This window comes from Streptomyces sp. NPDC021012 (assembly GCF_044333355.1).
Taxonomy (GTDB): domain Bacteria; phylum Actinomycetota; class Actinomycetes; order Streptomycetales; family Streptomycetaceae; genus Streptomyces.
Genome location: NZ_JBIRQU010000014.1, coordinates 162514 through 178785 on the forward strand (window position 1 = coordinate 162514; position 16272 = coordinate 178785).

The window sequence follows — 16272 nt, forward strand, 5'->3', positions numbered from 1 at the left end:
GATCTCCTCCGGGCCCCCCCCCTGCGGCCCCCAGCGGGGGGCGGGCCGGTGCCCTGCGCCGCGATCCACCCGGGGGGGCCCCCCGGCCCCGCGGGGGGCCCCGCCACCCCTTGACCCGGAAGATCAGACGGCGGGCGGCACCATGTGCCCGTCGCTCCAGCGACACCGGGTCCGGCTCCGGGTGCGGCGCGCTTCGTGCGCGCCGCACCGGCGTCATTTCCGGGACCTCTTCCCGGGCTCCGGGACCTCTCTCAGGCCTTCAGGGCCGCGCGGAGCTCCGGCTCCAGGACGGCGGGACCGCGCGTCGCGAGCGCCGTGAGCGGATCGGTGAGCGGATCGGCCGACGACAGCCCCGACAGCAGCCGCTGCCCGGCCGGGGACGCCCAGCGGGTGTACGGATACACCTCGACCCGTCCGATCAGCAGGCACAGCCCCGACGCCAGCAGCGGCAGCGCGAACGCGGCCACGACCGGGGCACGTTCCTCCCCCGGCACGAGCAGCGCCGCGACCGTCCCGAGCACCAGCGTCAGCAGGAACCCCGCCCGTACCGCCCGCACCCCCGCCGCGAGCTCCCGGCGGTCCTCCTCGGACACGGCGAGCCCCCGGTCGACGAGCCCCTCCGCGAGAAGGCGTACGGATTCGTCGGCGGCGACCACCGGACGGACGGCGGGAACCGGCGACTGCCCGCCCGGCCCGATGGCACCGAGCACCGCGCGCTCCAGCCCGTCCCCGGCGCCACCCGCGTCCACGACCGTCGCCCAGCCGGTGTGCGCGAGCAGCAGCCGCCGCGCCCGGTGCATCGACACCAGGGTCAGATCGGTGACCCGCAGCGGCCCGCCGGCCAGATAGGCCGCCTCGCACACCGTGAGCCCCCGATCCGCGCCGACCGCCTCGCAGGGCCCGGCGGCGGCCATGGAGGCACGGCAGACCCGCGCACAGCCGACACCGGCCACGACGAACGCCACCAGGAGAAGCGGAACCCAGACCATGCCCCGGTTGTACGGGACGGCGGCCGGGCCCGCCACCCGATCGGCCCCTCAGCTGCTTGAGCTGGAGGAACACGAACTGGAGCTGGAACTCGAACACGAGCTGGAACTGCCGCAGCTCGACCCACCCCCGCAGCTGGACCCGCCGCCGCAGCTGGACCCTCCGCCGGAACAGGAGCCCGAGGAACAGGAACTGCCACCGCCGGAACAGGAACCGCCACCACCCCCGCCACCACACGACGAGTTGGTCGCGCACCACTCGGTGGCCACGCCGAGGGCGGCCGCGTCCGAGGACGAGAAGTGCGCCGGCGAGGGCCGCCGCCTGCCGCCGCGCCCGTTCCGCCGGGGCGGCGCGTAGAACCGGGCGGCGGCCACGAGCTGCTCCCGGAGCACCGGGTCCGGCACGGCCCGCAGCCCGTGCAGGGCCACGAGATGGCCGGCGTCCGCGAGATGGCCGTGGGCCCGCCCGTACTCGAAGACCGCACGGCGGCCGGCCGAGGTGATCTGCCGGGCGGCGACCGACCCGCAGACGATGCCGGTGATCCCGGCGGCGAACAGCGCCGGCGCCACCTTGAGGACGAACGGCAGCCGGAAGTCCTCGGCGACGGCGAAGTCGATCACCGTGAGGACGATCGAGACCGGGAAGAGCACGAAGGCCGCCAGGATCAGGGCGGTGCACCAGCGGGCCGTGACCCGCCGCGTCGCCGGGGCGACGACCAGCCCGCGCGCCGCGAGCCCGTCACCGATCTCCTGGACCGCCGGGTGCCGCATCACCCCGAGCCGCAGGTGGTGCAGGGCCCCGTGCGGGGCGGCGGCCTGCACCTCCAGGACGGCGCGCTCCACCGGGTCGTACGCGGTGGGGCGGACGACCGCGACGATCCCGGGCCCGCCGATCGCGAGCCTGCCGTCCGCCTGGAGGGCGGCGAGCGCGGTGTCGGCGACGCGGGCCGGCCCGCCGTTGAGGAAGGCGAGCTCGTACCGGTCGTGGACGGGTCCGCCGGGGCCGCCGCGCGTCCGGACGACCCGGGTGATGACGAGGACGACGCCGGCGGCGGCCGCCAGGTAGACGAGGGCGATCAGGAGGTCCACGGCCGTCTCATCTCCGTACGAGGGCGTGACGGGCGGCCCGTACGAGCCGGGCGGCACGGCCCGCCGGCCGACTGCCGGAACGGTCCTCCCACCACTCCGTGAGCCGCCGCCGCTCCGCCGGATCCTCCGGGCGCCCCGCGATCAGCAGGTGCTCCACGAAGTCGAGGGCGTCCCTGCGGTACCCGCCCGTCATCGGACGCGACTTCGCGTACGCGAGGAACGCGGGCCGGAAGCCCTTCCCGAGGATTTCCGGCAGCTCCGGCGCGACCTTCGCGACGACACCGGCCCGCTTGGCGGCGAGGGCGCGCGCCTGGACGCCGACGCGGCGGGTGTCGAAGCCCTCGGGGACGGGGGTGCCGGCGACGAGGGCGGACAGGAGGGAGGCCTGGGTGACGGCGAGGCGCTGCCGGGCGCCTTCCCGCGGTGCGGGCTCCTGGACGACAGGGGTTGCGCCGGGCATGGGGCCTCCCGAGACGCGGGCGCCCGCGCCGATCAGCAGGGGGGCCCGTCGGGGTGCGGGTATGTGCGAAAGGGCGCCGTGCTGGTGGGCCGTGCCCACCGGTTCCGCCCCCGCGGAACGCCTGCCCACAGCGGTAGTGGCCCGGATCGCCTCCAGTTCTCCGGCCAGCTCCTCCGCCGGCGGAAAGTCGTCGTCCCGTTCCAGCAGCACCCCCGGCGGGGACACCCGGGACGCGAGGTCCGCCAGGATGTCGAGGACCGGCTTCGGGACCGGGTGGGCGTGGGTGTCGTGCCAGACGCCGTCCCGTTCGACCCCGCCCGCCACGTGGACGTACGCGATGGCGTCGACCGGCAGCTCGGACAGGGCGCGGGCGGGGTCCTCGCCGCGGTTGACGTGGTTGGTGTGCAGGTTGGCGACGTCGATGAGGAGCCGTACCCCCGTACGCTCCACCAGCTCCGCCAGGAACCGGCCCTCCGTCATCTCCTCGCCCGGCCAGGAGATCAGGGCCGCGATGTTCTCCAGGGCGAGCGGCACGGGCAGCGCGTCCTGTGCGATGCGCACGTTCTCGCAGAGCACGTCGAGCGCGTCCCGGGTCCGGGGCACGGGCAGCAGGTGGCCCGCTTCGAGCTGCGGGGTCGCGGTGAGCGGCCCCCCGGCCCGTACGAACGCGATGTGCTCCGTGACCAGCGGCGCCCCCAGGGCCACCGCCTTCTCCCCGAGCGCCGCGAGCCGCGCCGGGTCCGGCCGGTCCGCGCCGCCGAGCCCGAGCGAGACGCCGTGCGGGACGACCGTCACGCCGCGCTCGCGCAGCCGGGCCAGGGAGTCGGGCAGATGGTCCGCGCAGATGTTCTCCGCGACGACCTCCACCCAGTCGACTCCGGGCAGCGCCTCCACCGCCTCGGCGATCTCAGGACGCCACCCGATGCCGATGCCGAGTTCCGTCATGTCCCCCTCCTTCGGTACTCAGTCCCCCACCTGATGGCCCGGTGGGGGACATTCGAATCCCGGAAGGGGGACGTTCAGAGCTTCATTTGAGGTTCGGCCGCTGTGAGCGAAGGGATGTCGTCGAGGGCGCCCCATGCCGCCGCCGTTCTGGGCAACCGTTTCGCTGGGGTGAGGGGGCCCCTGCTCGAGCGAAGCCGAGAGCTTGGGGGAGGGTGGGCACAACGAACCCGCGCCCTGCCGGTGCCAGAGGCTTCCGCGCCCGAACCCGCACCACGTCGTGCGGCGCCGCTGGGGTGCGGGTCCGGGCGCGGGACGCGGAGGCGCCGCTGAAGGGCGCCGTCCCGTGTGCCCACCCGTCCCGCCCTGCGGGACGATTGCCCACACGGCGGGTGGGCGACGCCCAGCAGGGTGCGGGGCGAAGGCCCAGTCGGGCGCGGGCTGGGGCGCCGTACGCAGACGAACGAGTCCGGCCGCTGCGCCACCCTGCTCCCGCTGCTCGCGTCGCTGCCGCAGCCGCTCGCCCTGATCGAGGTCGGTGCCTCGGCCGGCCTGTGTCTGTACCCGGACCGATACCGATACCGGTACCGGTACGACGACGGCGCCGCCTTCGGCCCGGCCGACGGTCCGGTCACCCTGACCTGCCGCACGTCCGGCCCCGTACCGCTGCCCGAGCGGCTGCCCGAGGTCGTGTGGCGCGCCGGCATCGACCTCAACCCGCTCGACGTCGGTGACGCCGACGACACGCGGTGGCTGGAGTCCCTGGTCTGGCCCGAACAGACGGACCGCGCGGACAGGTTGCGGAACGCCGTGCGCATCGCGCGCGCGGAGCCGCCGCACCTCGTCCGCGGCGACCTCGACGAGACGGTCCGGGAGCTGGTCTCCCAGGCCCCGCCGGGTGCCACACCCGTGGTCTTCCACAGCGCGGTCCTGTTCTACCTCCCGACCGAGGCCCGGGGGGCCTTCACCGAGACGATGCGCACCCTCCCCGTCCACTGGATCTCGAACGAGGCCCCCGGCGTCCTCCGGTCCGTCGCCGCCCGCCTCCCGCGCCCCGCACCACGGGACCGCACGGTCTTCGCCCTGGCCCTCGACGAACAGCCCCTGGCCTTCACCGGCCCGCACGGCCGGTCACTGGACTGGTTCTAGCGCCCAGACATGCAGGGCGTCGCCGGATTCGGACGGTGTCGCCCAGGCGCCGTTCCCGAGTGCGGTCGGCTGCCCGGAGGGCGGGGACGGGTAGGTGATCGGCCGGAGTCCGTGCGTGCCCGTGGTGTCGAGCAGCCAGTGCCGGACCTCGCCCCATTCGTCGTCGCTCTCCACGGTCGAGACGACGAGGGTCGTCTCGTCCACGAAGCCGCCTGCCCAGTCCCAGCAGGCGGGTGCTTCGTCCTCGTACTCCGACGGGGCGTCAGGATGTGGTGGGAGCACCGACTCCGCGTCCCATTCGAGGCCGTCGAGCAGGACGCCGTGGAGGTCCCGCACGGCGAGCGCGTCCTGGTCGTGGGAGACGGTCATGAGCCGGTCGCCCGAGGGGCTGACGCCCAGCAGGCAGAGGTCGCCCTCCGCGTAGGTGACGTCCAGCTTCTCTCCGTCCCAGTGGCCCAGGCGCAGGGGAGCGCCGTCCTGGCCCTCGCCGATGCTGAGGCCCATCCGGCGGGGGTCGGTGGGGTGGGGGACGTGCTCGCTGCCGGCCGCGGCGGCCTGGGCGTCGGCCCGCGCGAGTACGCGGCCGTCGAGGGCGTCGATCACCAGCCACTCGTCGACGGTGTCCGGGGTCAGCTCGCCCTCGGGCAGCGGGCCGCGGACGTGGGCCCAGACGAGGCTGCCGTCGGCCGAGAAGCCGACGGAGCCCTGGTCCGGGTAGCGGTGGTTCCGACGGTCCGCGTACGCGTCGTACGACTCGTGCGTCTCCCCGCATGCCCAACAGGCGTGCCGGACCTCCCAGCGCGTCGCCCCCGAGGGCTCGACGGCACGCACCGCATGCACCCCGGCGAAGACGGCCAGGCCCGCGTCGGGCGACACCTCCCACGTCCCGAGGTCGCGTGGCCAGGGCGCGGGGAAACGGACCTCCGCTCCCGGCCGGGCGGCGTAGGCGTCGTCCAACGGCCGGGCGACGATCTCGTCGTCGCTCCGCTGGACGAGCAGCCGGTGCCCCGGCTGTCCCAGGATCTCCGGCGGACCGGCCTCCGACGGGGGCAGCGGAGCGGGGACGGTGGCGTGGAGCCGGGCGTGCACGGACATGCGGGTCTCCCAGGGGCTTGGAACGCGGCGCACACTACGGCACGGGTCCGACACCCGGCCGTCCGGCGGTCAGGGCCGGGGGAGACGCAGGTGGGGGGCGAAGAGGGCGCTGCCCTCGGACACCACCGTGCACGAGCCCGGGGCGATCTCCGTGAAGCCCGCGTCGCGGACGACCGGGAGGCCGCTCGTCGTCAGGGCCGGCCACTCCTCGGCCGTCGCGGTCCGCACCGCGAGGGGGAAGCCCGCCCCCTGCCACGCCTTGCGGTCCGCTTCGTCCATCGCCCACCACAGCAGCTGCGCCCCGTGGCCGGCCTGGGCCATCGCCTTGCCGGCCGACATGTCGAGCTCCGGGTTCATCCACAGCACCGCCGCGCCGTCCGGCACGGGGCCGGGGGCGGCCGGGTCGTCGAGGTCGGTGCCCGAGACCTGGAGCTTGGCGAGCTCCTTGGGCCAGCCGTCGAGCGGGACCGGCGGGAAGACCCGTACCTCCGCCTCCGCGCCGGTGACCGTGATGCCGGGCAGCGTGTTCGCGCGGCGCCATTCCGCGCCGCGGGCCCGGCGCACCACCTTGCGGATCCGGGCGTCCTGCCAGTCGGTGACGGCCCGCGCCCACTCGCCCTCGCCGAGGGAGCGGTCGTCGGTCAGGATCTCCAGGACGGCCCGCGCGGCGGTCTCCAGGGCGTCGGTACGGGCCGGGGGCGCGTCGCGTTCGATCCGGACGACCAGGGGGAGGACGAACTGGGGCTTCTCATCGCGGAGATCGGTCTCGTTGCTGCTCACCCGGCAAGTCTGCCATCGAGGCGGGGAGCGAATCTTGTGGGAATCATCGCTTCCGGGACAGGATGCCCCTCATGAAGAGCGATCTTTTTGCCGGTGAACACCTCGCCGAGGCGGCGACCTTCCCGGGGATGACCCTCCAGAACGCCAAATCGGTCAAGTACACCGTGAACGGTGAGATGCACGCCCGCCAGGGCTCGATGATCGCCTTCCGCGGAGACCTCCAGTTCGAGCGCAAGGGCCAGGGCATCGGCGGGATGCTCAAGCGGGCCGTCACCGGCGAGGGCCTGGCGCTGATGGCCGTACGCGGCCAGGGCGAGGCCTGGTTCGCGCACGAGGCGCAGAACTGCTTCATCGTCGAGATCGAGCAGGGCGAGGCCTTCACCGTCAACGGCCGCAACGTCCTCTGCTTCGACGCCACCCTCCACTACGACATCCGCACCGTGAAGGGCGCCGGCATGACCGGCGGCGGCCTCTTCAACTCCGTCTTCTCCGGCTACGGCAAGATCGCCCTGATGTGCGAGGGCAACCCGATCGTCATCCCCGTCACCCCGCAGGCCCCGGTGTACGTCGACACCGACGCCGTCGTCGGCTGGAGCGAGCAGCTCCACACCTCCCTGCACCGCTCGCAGTCCCTCGGCTCGATGATCCGCGGCGGCTCGGGCGAGGCCGTGCAGCTCAAGCTGGAGGGCCAGGGCTTCGTCGTCGTCCGGCCGAGCGAGCTCACCCCGCAGAAGAACCCCTCGCATTGAGGCTGGAGCACGTAGGGCGGCGCCACGGGCTCCGGGGGCCGTGGGTGCTGCGGGAGGTCTCGCTCGACCTGCCCGCCGCCGCCCTCGTGCGGGTCGCCGGCACCAACGGCACCGGCAAGTCCACGCTGCTGCGGCTGCTCGCCGGCGTCGACGCCCCCACCGAGGGCCGCGTCACCGGCCGCCCGGCCCGCACCGCGTACGTCCCCGAACGCTTCCCCGTCGCCCTCCCCTTCACGGCCCTCGACTACCTGGTCCACCTCGGCCGCGTCCAGGGCCTCGGCCGGGCGGCGGCACGGGCCCGGGCGGGGGAGTGGCTGGAGCGCTTCGGCGCCGCCGGGCACGCCGGGGCCGGGCTCGCGGAGCTCTCCAAGGGCACCAGCCAGAAGGTCGCCGTCGCCCAGGCCCTCCTCGCCGACCCCGCCCTCCTCGTCCTCGACGAGGCCTGGACCGGCCTCGACACCGGCGCCCGCACCGCACTCGACACCGCCGTCCGCGAACGCCTCGCGGCGGGCGCGACGGTCGTCTTCGTCGACCACGACCCGCGCAGGCTGGAGGGGGAGGCGGCGGTCGTGTACGGGGTGGAGGGCGGCCGGGTACGGGAGACGGCGCGGGTGCGCGCGGGGGCGGGGGGACGTTTGCCGGCCGGGCCGGAGTCCGCGGAGTCCGCGGTGCCCGCGGTCGGGTTTCCGCCGGGCGGGGCCGGGACCGTGGCGACGGGCGGGGAGCTTCGGGAGGCTCGGCGCGGGCCCGGCGCGGGGGTGGGCGGTGGTCTGGCGGGCGGGGCCGGGCCTGGTCACGCCGTGGCCTCGTCCGCGCCAGGGACCGTCGGCGCCGGGGCCTCCGCGCGTATCGTCATCGTCGCCTCCGGCGGTGGCCGGGCGCTTCCCGGCGGCCTGCCCGGTGACCCGGCGACCGCTCCCGGCGCCGACGGCACCACCGTCCTCACCGTGGACGGGGCGCGTTCCGACGAGCTTCTCGGCGCGCTGCTCGCCGGGGCCTGGCACATCCATCACCTCGGCACCGAAGGCGGACGGGTATGACGGCGCTGCTGCGCTACCAGTCGGGGCTGCTGCTCCGGTCCCAGCGCTGGCTGGCGCCGCTGCTCCTGTACGCGGCTCTCGTTGGGGTCGGCGTCCAGGCGGGCGAACCGGTGCTCGGCGCGCTCGGGTTCACCGCGGCGGCTCTGCTGCCGGTGTCGGCCTGGTCCGTACGGATCTGCCTCACGCAGGAGCCGCCCGCCGCCCGGAGCGTGGTCGCGGCGGCGGCCGGGCGGGGGCGCGCGCATCTCGCGGCGCTGGTCACGGGGGCGGGCTGGCCGGTCCTCGCCGGGGTGGTCGCCGTGCTCGCGGTGACGGCGATCGGCGACCGGCGCGGGACGGCCCCGTCGGCAGCGGTCGCTTCCGGGCTGCTCGCGGCACTGGCCTGCGGCCTGACGGGCGCCGCCGTCGGCGCGCTGGCCTCCCGGCCGTTCCTCCGGGCGCCCGGCTGGTCCGTCGCGGCCCTGGTCCTCGGTTCGCTCCTGGCGCTCGTCACCACCGGCTCCCCGGCGAAGTACGCCATGACGGCCCTGGTCGCCGGAGCCCGCACGGCGACCGCCGAACCGCCCTGGTTCGCCTGCGCCGGGGCGCTGCTCCTCGCGGCGGCGGTCGCCGTGCTCTCCTGCCGGGCCACGGCGCGCCTGGAGTGAGGCCGTGCGGGCTCAGCGGCTCATGAGCTCCGAGACCTTCACGAAGCGGTAGCCGCGGGCCCGGAGCTCGGGGACGATCCGGCGGATCGCCCGCTCGGTCACGGGGGCGGCGCTGCGCGTGCAGTGCATGACGACGAGCGAACCGGGCTTCACCCCGTCGAGCACCTGCTCCGCGACGGCGTCCGCGTCCTTCGCGAAGGCGTCCCCGCTGACCACGTCCCACTGGACCGCCGTGACCCCGAGCGGGGCGAGGGCGCGCAGGGCCGCGTCGTCGTAGCAGCCGCCCGGGAACCGGAAGTACGGGACGACGTTGACGGCCCCGGCGTCCCGGAAGGAGTCGAAGGCGCGCTGCACGTCGGCCGCCTGGTCGGGCCCGGCGACGGTCGGCAGACCGTAGCAGGGGGTCGCGAAGGCGTAGTGGCTGTACGAGTGGTTGGCGATCTCGAACCGCGGATCGCCGCCGATGGACTTCGCCTGGTCCGGGTACTCCTCCGCCCACCGCCCGGTCATGAACACCGTCGCGTCCACCTTCAGCCGGCGCAGGGTCGCGATGAGCTCGGGGTTGTCGAAGTGCTCACCGCTCGCGGCCCGCGGCCCCTGATCGGCCGTCATGTCGGCATCGAACGTGAGCGCGACGACCTTCTCGCTCCCCTTCGTCCGGCGCTTGTAGACGGGGGTGAGCCCGCCGGGCCCGGGCGCCATGGTCGGCGGCGCGGTCGGCACCTTCGCGGGCTTCGGCCCGGGGGCGGCGGCGCTGGCCTTGGGCGACGGGCTCTGCGCGACGGCCGCCGTCGCCTTCGGCTCGGGCTTGGCCGCCGGAGTCTCGACCGCGCTGCTGCCGCAGCCGACGAGAGCGGCGCCCAGAAGACCGAGCGCCGCCAATTTTCGTGCAGAAGTGTTCACGATCGGAAGTTATCCGATCAAAGTGATTATCGCTCGCGGCTCGACTGCAGCAGCGTCCGAGTCCACGCGCTGAGCTGACGCACCATCGCGTGGGCGTGCCCGGCCCGCTCCCGACGGAAGGGCAGTGCGGATCTGGTCTCTCCTGAAGAAGGCGGGGAGGGACGACGTGGCGACGGCCCTTCTCGCCATGGCGGTGAAGATCCGCTCACGGGGCATGATCGCGCGCGGCCTGGAGATACTCGACGACGAGGAGATCGGGCTCCTCTTCGAGGGAGTGGCCCGGTCGGGCGACCCCCGGCTCGCCACCGACTTCGCCGAGCACGTGGCTCATGGGGATTCCCCTTCACTGCTCCACCGCTTCCTCGACACCATGAACCGCCACGGAGCCCTGGACCTCGTCGACGTCACCGCCTCCGAGAAGCTCAACGGCCTGGTCACCGCCTGGCGCCGCCGCTCACGTGGCCAGTAGCCGCGCCCGGCACTCCTCCACGTCGAAGTCCCCCGGCGGGTACTTCGGATCCAGCGCCTCCAGATGCTCGAGCAGCAGCTTGCTGATCGCCCAGTTGCGGTACCACTTGCGGTCCGCCGGGACCAGGTACCAGGGGGCCTCGTCCGTGGAGCAGCGTTCGAGGGCGATCTCGTAGGCCTGGCGGTAGGCGGGCCACAGCGCCCGCTCGTCGATGTCGCCGACGTTGAACTTCCAGTGTTTGTCGGGGTTGTCGAGGCGGGCGAGGAGCCTGGCGCGCTGTTCCTCGTAGGAGATGTGGAGGAAGACCTTGATCACCGTCACGCCGTCCTCGATGAGGGACTTCTCGAAGCGGTTGATCTGGCCGTAGCGGCGGGCGATCTGGCGGCGGGGGGCGAGGTCGCGGACGCGGGCGATGAGGACGTCCTCGTAGTGGGAGCGGTCGAAGATGCCGATCTCGCCCGGTTGGGGGAGGGCGCGCATGACGCGCCAGAGGAAGGGGTGGTTCAGCTCCTCGCGGGTCGGGGCCTTGAAGGCGTGGATGCGGCAGCCGGAGGGGTTGAAGAGGCCGATGACGTGTTTGACCGTGCCGCCCTTGCCGCTGGTGTCCATGCCCTGGAGGACGAGGAGCAGGCGCCGGCGGTCGCCGGCGGTGCTCGCCGCGTACAGGCGCTCCTGGAGCTCGGCGAGGTGCGGGGCGAGGGCGGCGGTGGCGGCCAGCCCCGCCGTCTTGTCGGCGGGGCCGGCCGGGGTCGCCCGGGCGTCGTGCGCGGTGAGGTCGATCCGCTCGCCCCCGGGGATCCGGAGCAGGTCACCCAGGAGGGGTTCCGGAGCGTTCCGCTTCTTCCCGTCGTCCTTCTTCGCCACCTCGGGCCCCTTCCGCCGCGCCGTCCGACCTCTTCCGATCGATCCTGCGACGGAACCCGGGGGCCCGCTAGTCCAGCCGGTTCAGCACCAGGGGCCCGTCACCGCGAACGTCGTGCCGGGCGTGTAGCAGTTGACGTACATCGTCGAGCCGTCCGGGGAGAAGGTGACGCCCGCGAACTCGCCCCACTCGGGGGCGTCGGGCGTTCCGATGTTCTGGGCGCCGCGCGCCACCGCGTACACCTCGCCCTCCCTGCTCACCCCGAAGACGTGCTGGGCCCCGTCGCCGTCCTCGCAGACCATCAGGCCTCCGGTCGGTGCCAGGCAGATGTTGTCCGGGGACTCGCCGGGGAGCTGGACGTCGGTGTCGGGGCCGAAGACCACCACCAGGGTCAGCCTGCGCTTGTGGGGCTCGTACTTCCACACCTGGCCGAAGTGCGTGGCCGCCGAGCCGTCCTTGGCCCGCGCGAAGGAGGAGACGAAGTAGACGGCCCGTCCGCCCCAGTAGCAGCCCTCCAGCTTCTGGGCGTGGGTGATGCCCCGGGGGCCGAAGTCCTGGTGGCGGATGGAGGTCGACGTCGCGAGCGGGTCCGGTACGGGGACCCAATCGATGCCGTCGAAGCGGGTGCCGGCCTCCTGGACGACGGACAGGTCGGGTACGCCGGGCACCCGCATGGCCTCCAGGGCGCCGCCCGCGCGGAGGGAGCCGGTGCCGCCGAGGGGCTTGTCCGGGAGGAAGCGGTAGAAGAGGCCGAAGGGCCGTTCGAAGGCGTCCTCCGTCTCGTAGACGATGCCGCTCGCCGGGTCGACGGCGATGGCCTCGTGCTGGAAGCGGCCCATCGCGGTGAGCGGGACGGCTCCGGTGCGGTGCGGGTCGGCGCCGTCGACCTCGAAGATGAAGCCGTGGTCCTTGGTGTAGCCGTTGGTGCCGGCCCGGTCCTCGGTCTCCTCGCAGGTCAGCCAGGTGTTCCAGGGGGTGGGTCCGCCCGCGCAGTTGACGGCGGTCCCGGCGATGGCGACCCGCTCGCCGAGGACGTTGTTGCGGCCGTCGAGTTCGAGGGCCGTACAGCCGCCCTTGCCGGCCGGGTCGTACGTGAGGCCGGGGACGGTGGGGACGGCGATCTTGCCGGTGACGCGGTTCTCGTGGTTGCGGACGAGGTGCACCCGGCCGCGTCGGCCGGCGAAGGCGCCCATGCCGTCGTGGTTGCTGGGGACGGGGCCCTCGCCGGAGCGGAGCGGGTCGCCCATCCGGGAGAGGACCTTGTAGCGGAAGCCGGCGGGGAGGTCGAGGAGGCCGTCCGGGTCGGGGACGAGGGGGCCGTAGCCGCCCCGCCGACCGCTCAGAGCCGCGGCGCTTCCGGCGAAGAGTTCGGAGAGGGCGCCCGTGAAGGCGATCCCGGCGACGGACGCGCCGGTGCGGGAGAGGATCTGACGTCGTGTTGCGGACATGAGGCAACAACCCACTTCCTGTTGGCGGACAGGACAGATGTGACGTGTGACCCGCATGTGTGTATCACGCACGGTGGTGACAGGTGAACCATGCGGGCCACAACTGCCTCATGTGGCGCGGGGACTGATCCGGCGTCAGGCCAGTTCGGCGGTGAGGGTGATCGTCGTGCCCGTGAGCGCCTGGCTGACCGGGCAGTTCTTCTTCGCGTCCTCGGCGAGCGCCTGGAACTCGTCCGCGTCCAGGCCGGAGACCGTGCCGCGCACGGTCAGGTGGATGCCGGTGATGCCCTCGCCGGGCTGGAAGGTGACGTCGGCCTTGGTCTCCAGGCGCTCGGGCGCGTGGCCCGCCTTGGCCAGACCGTTCGAGAAGGCCATCGAGAAGCAGGAGGAGTGCGCGGCGGCGATGAGCTCCTCGGGGCTTGTCTTGCCGTTGGGCTCCTCGGACCGGGCCGGCCAGGAGACCTCGTACGAGCCGATGCCGGAGGAGTCGAGGGTGACGACGCCGGAGCCCTTGAGGAGGTCGCCCTGCCAGACGGTGTGGGCGTGACGCACGGTGGCCATGGTGGATCCCTTTCGATCGGGTACGGCCACCAAGCTACTGCGCGACGAGGCCCTTCGCGTCGCGGGCGAGCGCGGTGAGGCGGGAGATCGCCCGGAAGTACTTCTTGCGGTAGCCGCCGTTCAGCATCTCGTCGCTGAAGAGCTTGTCGAAGGGGAGTCCGGAGGCGAGCACGGGTATCTCGCGGTCGTACAGGCGGTCGGCGAGGACGACGAGCCGCAGGGCGGTCGACTGGTCCGGGACCGGCTGGACGTCGGTGAGGCAGACGGCGGAGAGGTCGTCGGTGAGGGCGCCGTACCGGCTCGGGTGAACCCTGGCCAGGTGTTCGAGCAGGTGCGGGAAGTCGTCGAGGGAGGCGCCCGGGGTCGCGTACGCGGTCTCGGTGACCACCTGGTCGGAGTACGGGGCCGGGGCCTCGGGCAGTCCGCGGTGGCGGTAGTCCTCGCCGTCGATCCGCAGCGGTCGGAAGTGGGCGGAGAGGCCCTGGATCTCGCGGAGGAAGTCGGCGGCGGCGAAGCGGCCCTCGCCGAGCTTGCCCGGAAGCGTGTTCGAGGTGGCGGCGAGCGCCACGCCCGACTCGACGAGCTTGCCGAGGAGGCTGGAGACGAGGACGGTGTCGCCCGGGTCGTCGAGCTCGAACTCGTCGATGCAGAGGAGACGGTGCCCGCTGAGCGTTTGCACGGTCTGCTGGAAGCCGAGCGCGCCGACCAGGTTGGTCAGCTCGACGAAGGTGCCGAACGCTTTCAGCGCGGGCTCCGCGGGGGTCGCGTGCCACAGCGAGGCCAGCAGGTGGGTCTTGCCGACGCCGTACCCGCCGTCCAGGTAGACCCCGCGCGGGCCGCTCGGCGCGGCCGGCTTCTTCGCGAACCAGCGGCGCTTGCCGGCGCCGGTGGCGTGCGCCCCGCCGAGGCCCTCGGCGAAGGCGCTCAGGGTCTTGACGGCGTCCGTCTGGCTCGGCTGGTTCGGGTCGGGGAGGTACGTGTCGAAGCGTACGGAGTCGAAGCGCGGCGGCGGCACCATCTCCGCGACGAGGCGGTCGGCGGGGACGTGGGGCTCTCGGGAGCAGAGCGAGAGCGGGGCCGCTTCGGGGGAAGCCGCTTCGGTGAGGGCACGGGTCGACACAGTTCCCCACTGTAAGCGCCATGTCAGACTTCGATCATGCGCCAGCTCTTCCCTGTGACGGACATGACAGCCGCCGGTGACCAGGAGTGGTCGCTCGACGCCCTCGCGGACGCCTACGCGTATCCGGAGGGGGACGGTCCGTGGCTGCGGGCCAACATGGTCTCCTCGCTCGACGGGGCGGGCCAGCACGAGGGGCGCTCCCAGCCGCTCTCCTCCGAGACGGACATGCGGATCTTCGGCGTCCTGCGCGGGCTCGCCGACGTGGTCGTGGTGGGTGCGGAAACGGTACGCCTGGAGGGTTACCGCCCGGCACGCGCGCGTGAGGCCTTCGCCGCCCGCCGGGCCGCCGCCGGACAGGGCCCGGCGCCCGTGATCGCCGTGGTCAGCGCCTCCCTGAGCCTCGACTTCTCGCTGCCCCTCTTCACGGAGCCGCTGCTGCCCACCCTGGTCCTCACGGGGGCCGCCGCGCCCGTCGACCGGATCGAGGCCGCCCGGGCGGCGGGCGCCGTGGTGCTGATCGCGGGCGACGGGCCCGGGGTGGAGCCGGCCCGCGCGGTGGCGGCGCTCGCGGAGCGCGGGCTGCGCCGCCAGCTGACCGAGGGCGGGCCCCGGCTGCTCGGTCAGTTCGTGGCGGCGGGGGTCCTCGACGAGCTGTGCCTCACGGTCTCGCCGACGATGACGGCGGGTGGCGCCCAGCGGATCGCCGGGGGTCCCTCGGTGGCCGTCCCGACACGCTTCCAGGTGGCTTCCGTGCTGGAGCGGGACGGCTTCCTCTTCACCCGCTACCTTCGGATCTGACAATCGGCGGAATTTGCCGTTCCGCTTAGCGTCCGCTGGGCACACTTACTGTCGCAGACCCCGTGCGGGCACGGGGAAGGATGGTTTCCGCAGAAGGGCTCCTGAGGTGTTCACAAGCGTTCTGATGATCGAGAAGCCCCTCACGTCCGTCGACGTGGAATTCGTCACCACCCTGCATGGCGACGAGGGCGTGTCCTTCATCGTTCTCATGCAGCCGCGTGGTGACCAGGCCGATGTACTGCTGCGTGCCATCGACGACGTCGCCATGGGCGAGCTGAAGGAAGCCGCCCGGGAGGGCGACGAACCGGAGGGCAAGGAGGCCCGGCCGCTGGCCGAGAAGGGCCTGGAGGTCTCGCTCCAGGCCCTGAGGAACGCCGGCTGCGAAGCGGTCGGCCAGGTCGTCGAGGACCACCCGCTCGACAAGATGAAGGCGGTGGTCGACGAGTCGGAAGCGGACGAGGTGATCGTCCTCACCGCCCCGCACTACGTGGAGGAGTTCTTCCACCGCGACTGGGCCTCCCGGGCCCGCCACAAGGTCGGGGTCCCCGTCCTGAAGCTCTTCGCCCACAGCGAGTAACGGCGGCGGGGCCGGGTCCGCGCCCCGTGCAGGGGGCGCGGACCCGGCCCCGCCGTCCGCCGGGGTCCCGGCCGGAGCCACTAGGCTGGGGGCTTCCAGACGCCCATCTATTGCGTACGCAATAGATGGATACGAGACACCCCGGGGAGAGATCCGCATGGCACCCGCCATCCCTGCCGCCATGGAACGGCCGCACTTCATCGGCATCGGCGGTGCCGGAATGTCGGGCATCGCGAAGATCCTCGCCCAGCGCGGGGCCAAGGTCGCCGGCAGCGACGCCAAGGAGTCCGCGACCGCCGAGTCGCTGCGCGCCCTCGGCGCCACCGTGCACATCGGCCACGCCGCCGAGCACCTCGCCGACGACGCCTCCGCCGTCGTCGTCTCCAGCGCGATCCGCGCCGACAACCCCGAGCTGGCCCGCGCCGCCGAGCTCGGCATCCCCGTCGTCCACCGCTCCGACGCGCTCGCCTCCCTCATGGACGGCCTGCGCGCGATCGCCGTCGCCGGTACGCACGGCAAGACGACCACCACCTCCATGCTGGCCGTCGCGCTCACCGAGCTCGGCCTCGACCCCTCGTACGCGATCGGCGGCGACCT

At 73.7% G+C, this 16272-nt stretch carries 18 protein-coding genes; 8 read left to right on the top strand and 10 right to left on the bottom strand.

The genetic code is table 11. The features are described 5' to 3' along the window. Positions 1-251 precede the first annotated feature (251 nt). Genes ACH4TP_RS33730 through ACH4TP_RS33740 form a run of 3 tightly spaced genes read right to left on the bottom strand, consistent with a single transcriptional unit; the run spans position 252 to position 3480 of the window. Positions 252-989, bottom strand: coding sequence for a TIGR04222 domain-containing membrane protein (locus ACH4TP_RS33730; protein WP_389226927.1), 738 nt, complete (start codon positions 987-989; stop codon positions 252-254). Between the two features lie 48 nt (positions 990-1037). Next, on the bottom strand, positions 1038-2075 hold the full coding sequence (locus ACH4TP_RS33735; protein ID WP_398440086.1) for a TIGR04222 domain-containing membrane protein: 1038 nt from the start codon (positions 2073-2075) through the stop codon (positions 1038-1040). A 7-nt stretch (positions 2076-2082) separates the two neighbouring features. Then, positions 2083-3480, bottom strand: coding sequence for a DUF692 family multinuclear iron-containing protein (locus ACH4TP_RS33740; RefSeq protein WP_398440087.1), 1398 nt, complete (start codon positions 3478-3480; stop codon positions 2083-2085). Positions 3481-3888: 408 nt separating this feature from the next. On the opposite strand from ACH4TP_RS33740, the gene ACH4TP_RS33745 reads away from it, so the two are divergent. Then, entirely contained in the window at positions 3889-4626 is a 738-nt protein-coding gene (locus tag ACH4TP_RS33745) for a DUF2332 domain-containing protein (RefSeq protein ID WP_398440088.1), read from the top strand. Here the strand turns inward: ACH4TP_RS33745 and ACH4TP_RS33750 are convergent. Together ACH4TP_RS33750 and ACH4TP_RS33755 are read right to left on the bottom strand one after the other, a co-directional pair. Further along, complete coding sequence (locus ACH4TP_RS33750) at positions 4609-5721, bottom strand: hypothetical protein (RefSeq protein ID WP_398440089.1); 1113 nt, start codon at positions 5719-5721, stop codon at positions 4609-4611. The two genes, ACH4TP_RS33745 and ACH4TP_RS33750, sit on opposite strands and share 18 nt — an antisense overlap. Before the next feature lie 69 nt (positions 5722-5790). Next, positions 5791-6501 (bottom strand): peptidyl-tRNA hydrolase, encoded by a 711-nt coding sequence (locus ACH4TP_RS33755; protein WP_398440090.1) that lies wholly within the window; start codon positions 6499-6501, stop codon positions 5791-5793. A 71-nt stretch (positions 6502-6572) separates the two neighbouring features. On the opposite strand from ACH4TP_RS33755, the gene ACH4TP_RS33760 reads away from it, so the two are divergent. Genes ACH4TP_RS33760 through ACH4TP_RS33770 form a run of 3 tightly spaced genes read left to right on the top strand, consistent with a single transcriptional unit; the run spans position 6573 to position 8937 of the window. Then, positions 6573-7250 (top strand): AIM24 family protein, encoded by a 678-nt coding sequence (locus ACH4TP_RS33760; RefSeq protein WP_362660537.1) that lies wholly within the window; start codon positions 6573-6575, stop codon positions 7248-7250. Then, on the top strand, positions 7247-8290 hold the full coding sequence (locus ACH4TP_RS33765) for an ATP-binding cassette domain-containing protein (protein ID WP_398440091.1): 1044 nt from the start codon (positions 7247-7249) through the stop codon (positions 8288-8290). The genes ACH4TP_RS33760 and ACH4TP_RS33765 overlap by 4 nt, the downstream gene beginning before the upstream one ends. Next, complete coding sequence (locus ACH4TP_RS33770; RefSeq protein ID WP_398440092.1) at positions 8287-8937, top strand: ABC transporter; 651 nt, start codon at positions 8287-8289, stop codon at positions 8935-8937. Before ACH4TP_RS33765 ends, ACH4TP_RS33770 begins: the two co-directional genes overlap by 4 nt. A 12-nt stretch (positions 8938-8949) precedes the next feature. Here ACH4TP_RS33770 and ACH4TP_RS33775 read toward each other — a convergent pair whose 3' ends face one another. Beyond that, positions 8950-9819, bottom strand: coding sequence for a polysaccharide deacetylase family protein (locus ACH4TP_RS33775; protein WP_398185994.1), 870 nt, complete (start codon positions 9817-9819; stop codon positions 8950-8952). A gap of 187 nt (positions 9820-10006) precedes the next feature. Between ACH4TP_RS33775 and ACH4TP_RS33780 the strand changes: the two genes are divergently transcribed. Further along, positions 10007-10309 (top strand): hypothetical protein, encoded by a 303-nt coding sequence (locus ACH4TP_RS33780; RefSeq protein WP_398440093.1) that lies wholly within the window; start codon positions 10007-10009, stop codon positions 10307-10309. Here the strand turns inward: ACH4TP_RS33780 and ACH4TP_RS33785 are convergent. From ACH4TP_RS33785 to zapE, 4 genes are all read right to left on the bottom strand, one after another. Next, positions 10295-11173 (bottom strand): PPK2 family polyphosphate kinase, encoded by an 879-nt coding sequence (locus ACH4TP_RS33785; RefSeq protein ID WP_398440094.1) that lies wholly within the window; start codon positions 11171-11173, stop codon positions 10295-10297. The genes ACH4TP_RS33780 and ACH4TP_RS33785 overlap by 15 nt on opposite strands. Positions 11174-11254: 81 nt before the next feature. Then, entirely contained in the window at positions 11255-12619 is a 1365-nt protein-coding gene (locus ACH4TP_RS33790; protein WP_398440095.1) for an alkaline phosphatase PhoX, read from the bottom strand. Between the two features lie 135 nt (positions 12620-12754). After that, on the bottom strand, positions 12755-13180 hold the full coding sequence (locus ACH4TP_RS33795) for an OsmC family protein (protein WP_389226963.1): 426 nt from the start codon (positions 13178-13180) through the stop codon (positions 12755-12757). A 34-nt stretch (positions 13181-13214) separates the two neighbouring features. After that, entirely contained in the window at positions 13215-14300 is a 1086-nt protein-coding gene (gene zapE, locus ACH4TP_RS33800) for a cell division protein ZapE (protein WP_398185665.1), read from the bottom strand. A gap of 36 nt (positions 14301-14336) precedes the next feature. Here zapE and ACH4TP_RS33805 point away from each other — a divergent pair, with 36 nt between their 5' ends. From ACH4TP_RS33805 to ACH4TP_RS33815, 3 genes are all read left to right on the top strand, one after another. Further along, positions 14337-15098: a pyrimidine reductase family protein gene (locus ACH4TP_RS33805; RefSeq protein ID WP_389226969.1), complete on the top strand. Its 762-nt coding sequence runs from the start codon at positions 14337-14339 to the stop codon at positions 15096-15098. Between the two features lie 106 nt (positions 15099-15204). Continuing rightward, positions 15205-15675 (top strand): indole-3-glycerol phosphate synthase, encoded by a 471-nt coding sequence (locus ACH4TP_RS33810; RefSeq protein WP_389226971.1) that lies wholly within the window; start codon positions 15205-15207, stop codon positions 15673-15675. A 157-nt stretch (positions 15676-15832) separates the two neighbouring features. Then, the coding region (locus tag ACH4TP_RS33815) for a Mur ligase domain-containing protein (protein WP_398440096.1) at positions 15833-16272 on the top strand (440 nt) is incomplete at its 3' end.

What these genes read in the sequence shown, in the direction of transcription:
- ACH4TP_RS33730 (WP_389226927.1), bottom strand. Translation starts at nt 989, where the DNA reads ATGGTCTGGGTTCCGCTTCTCCTGGTGGCGTTCGTCGTGGCCGGTGTC.
- ACH4TP_RS33740 (WP_398440087.1), bottom strand. Translation starts at nt 3,480, where the DNA reads ATGACGGAACTCGGCATCGGCATCGGGTGGCGTCCTGAGATCGCCGAG.
- ACH4TP_RS33750 (WP_398440089.1), bottom strand. Translation starts at nt 5,721, where the DNA reads ATGTCCGTGCACGCCCGGCTCCACGCCACCGTCCCCGCTCCGCTGCCC.
- ACH4TP_RS33760 (WP_362660537.1), top strand. Translation starts at nt 6,573, where the DNA reads ATGAAGAGCGATCTTTTTGCCGGTGAACACCTCGCCGAGGCGGCGACC.
- ACH4TP_RS33770 (WP_398440092.1), top strand. Translation starts at nt 8,287, where the DNA reads ATGACGGCGCTGCTGCGCTACCAGTCGGGGCTGCTGCTCCGGTCCCAG.
- ACH4TP_RS33790 (WP_398440095.1), bottom strand. Translation starts at nt 12,619, where the DNA reads ATGTCCGCAACACGACGTCAGATCCTCTCCCGCACCGGCGCGTCCGTC.
- ACH4TP_RS33795 (WP_389226963.1), bottom strand. Translation starts at nt 13,180, where the DNA reads ATGGCCACCGTGCGTCACGCCCACACCGTCTGGCAGGGCGACCTCCTC.
- ACH4TP_RS33805 (WP_389226969.1), top strand. Translation starts at nt 14,337, where the DNA reads ATGCGCCAGCTCTTCCCTGTGACGGACATGACAGCCGCCGGTGACCAG.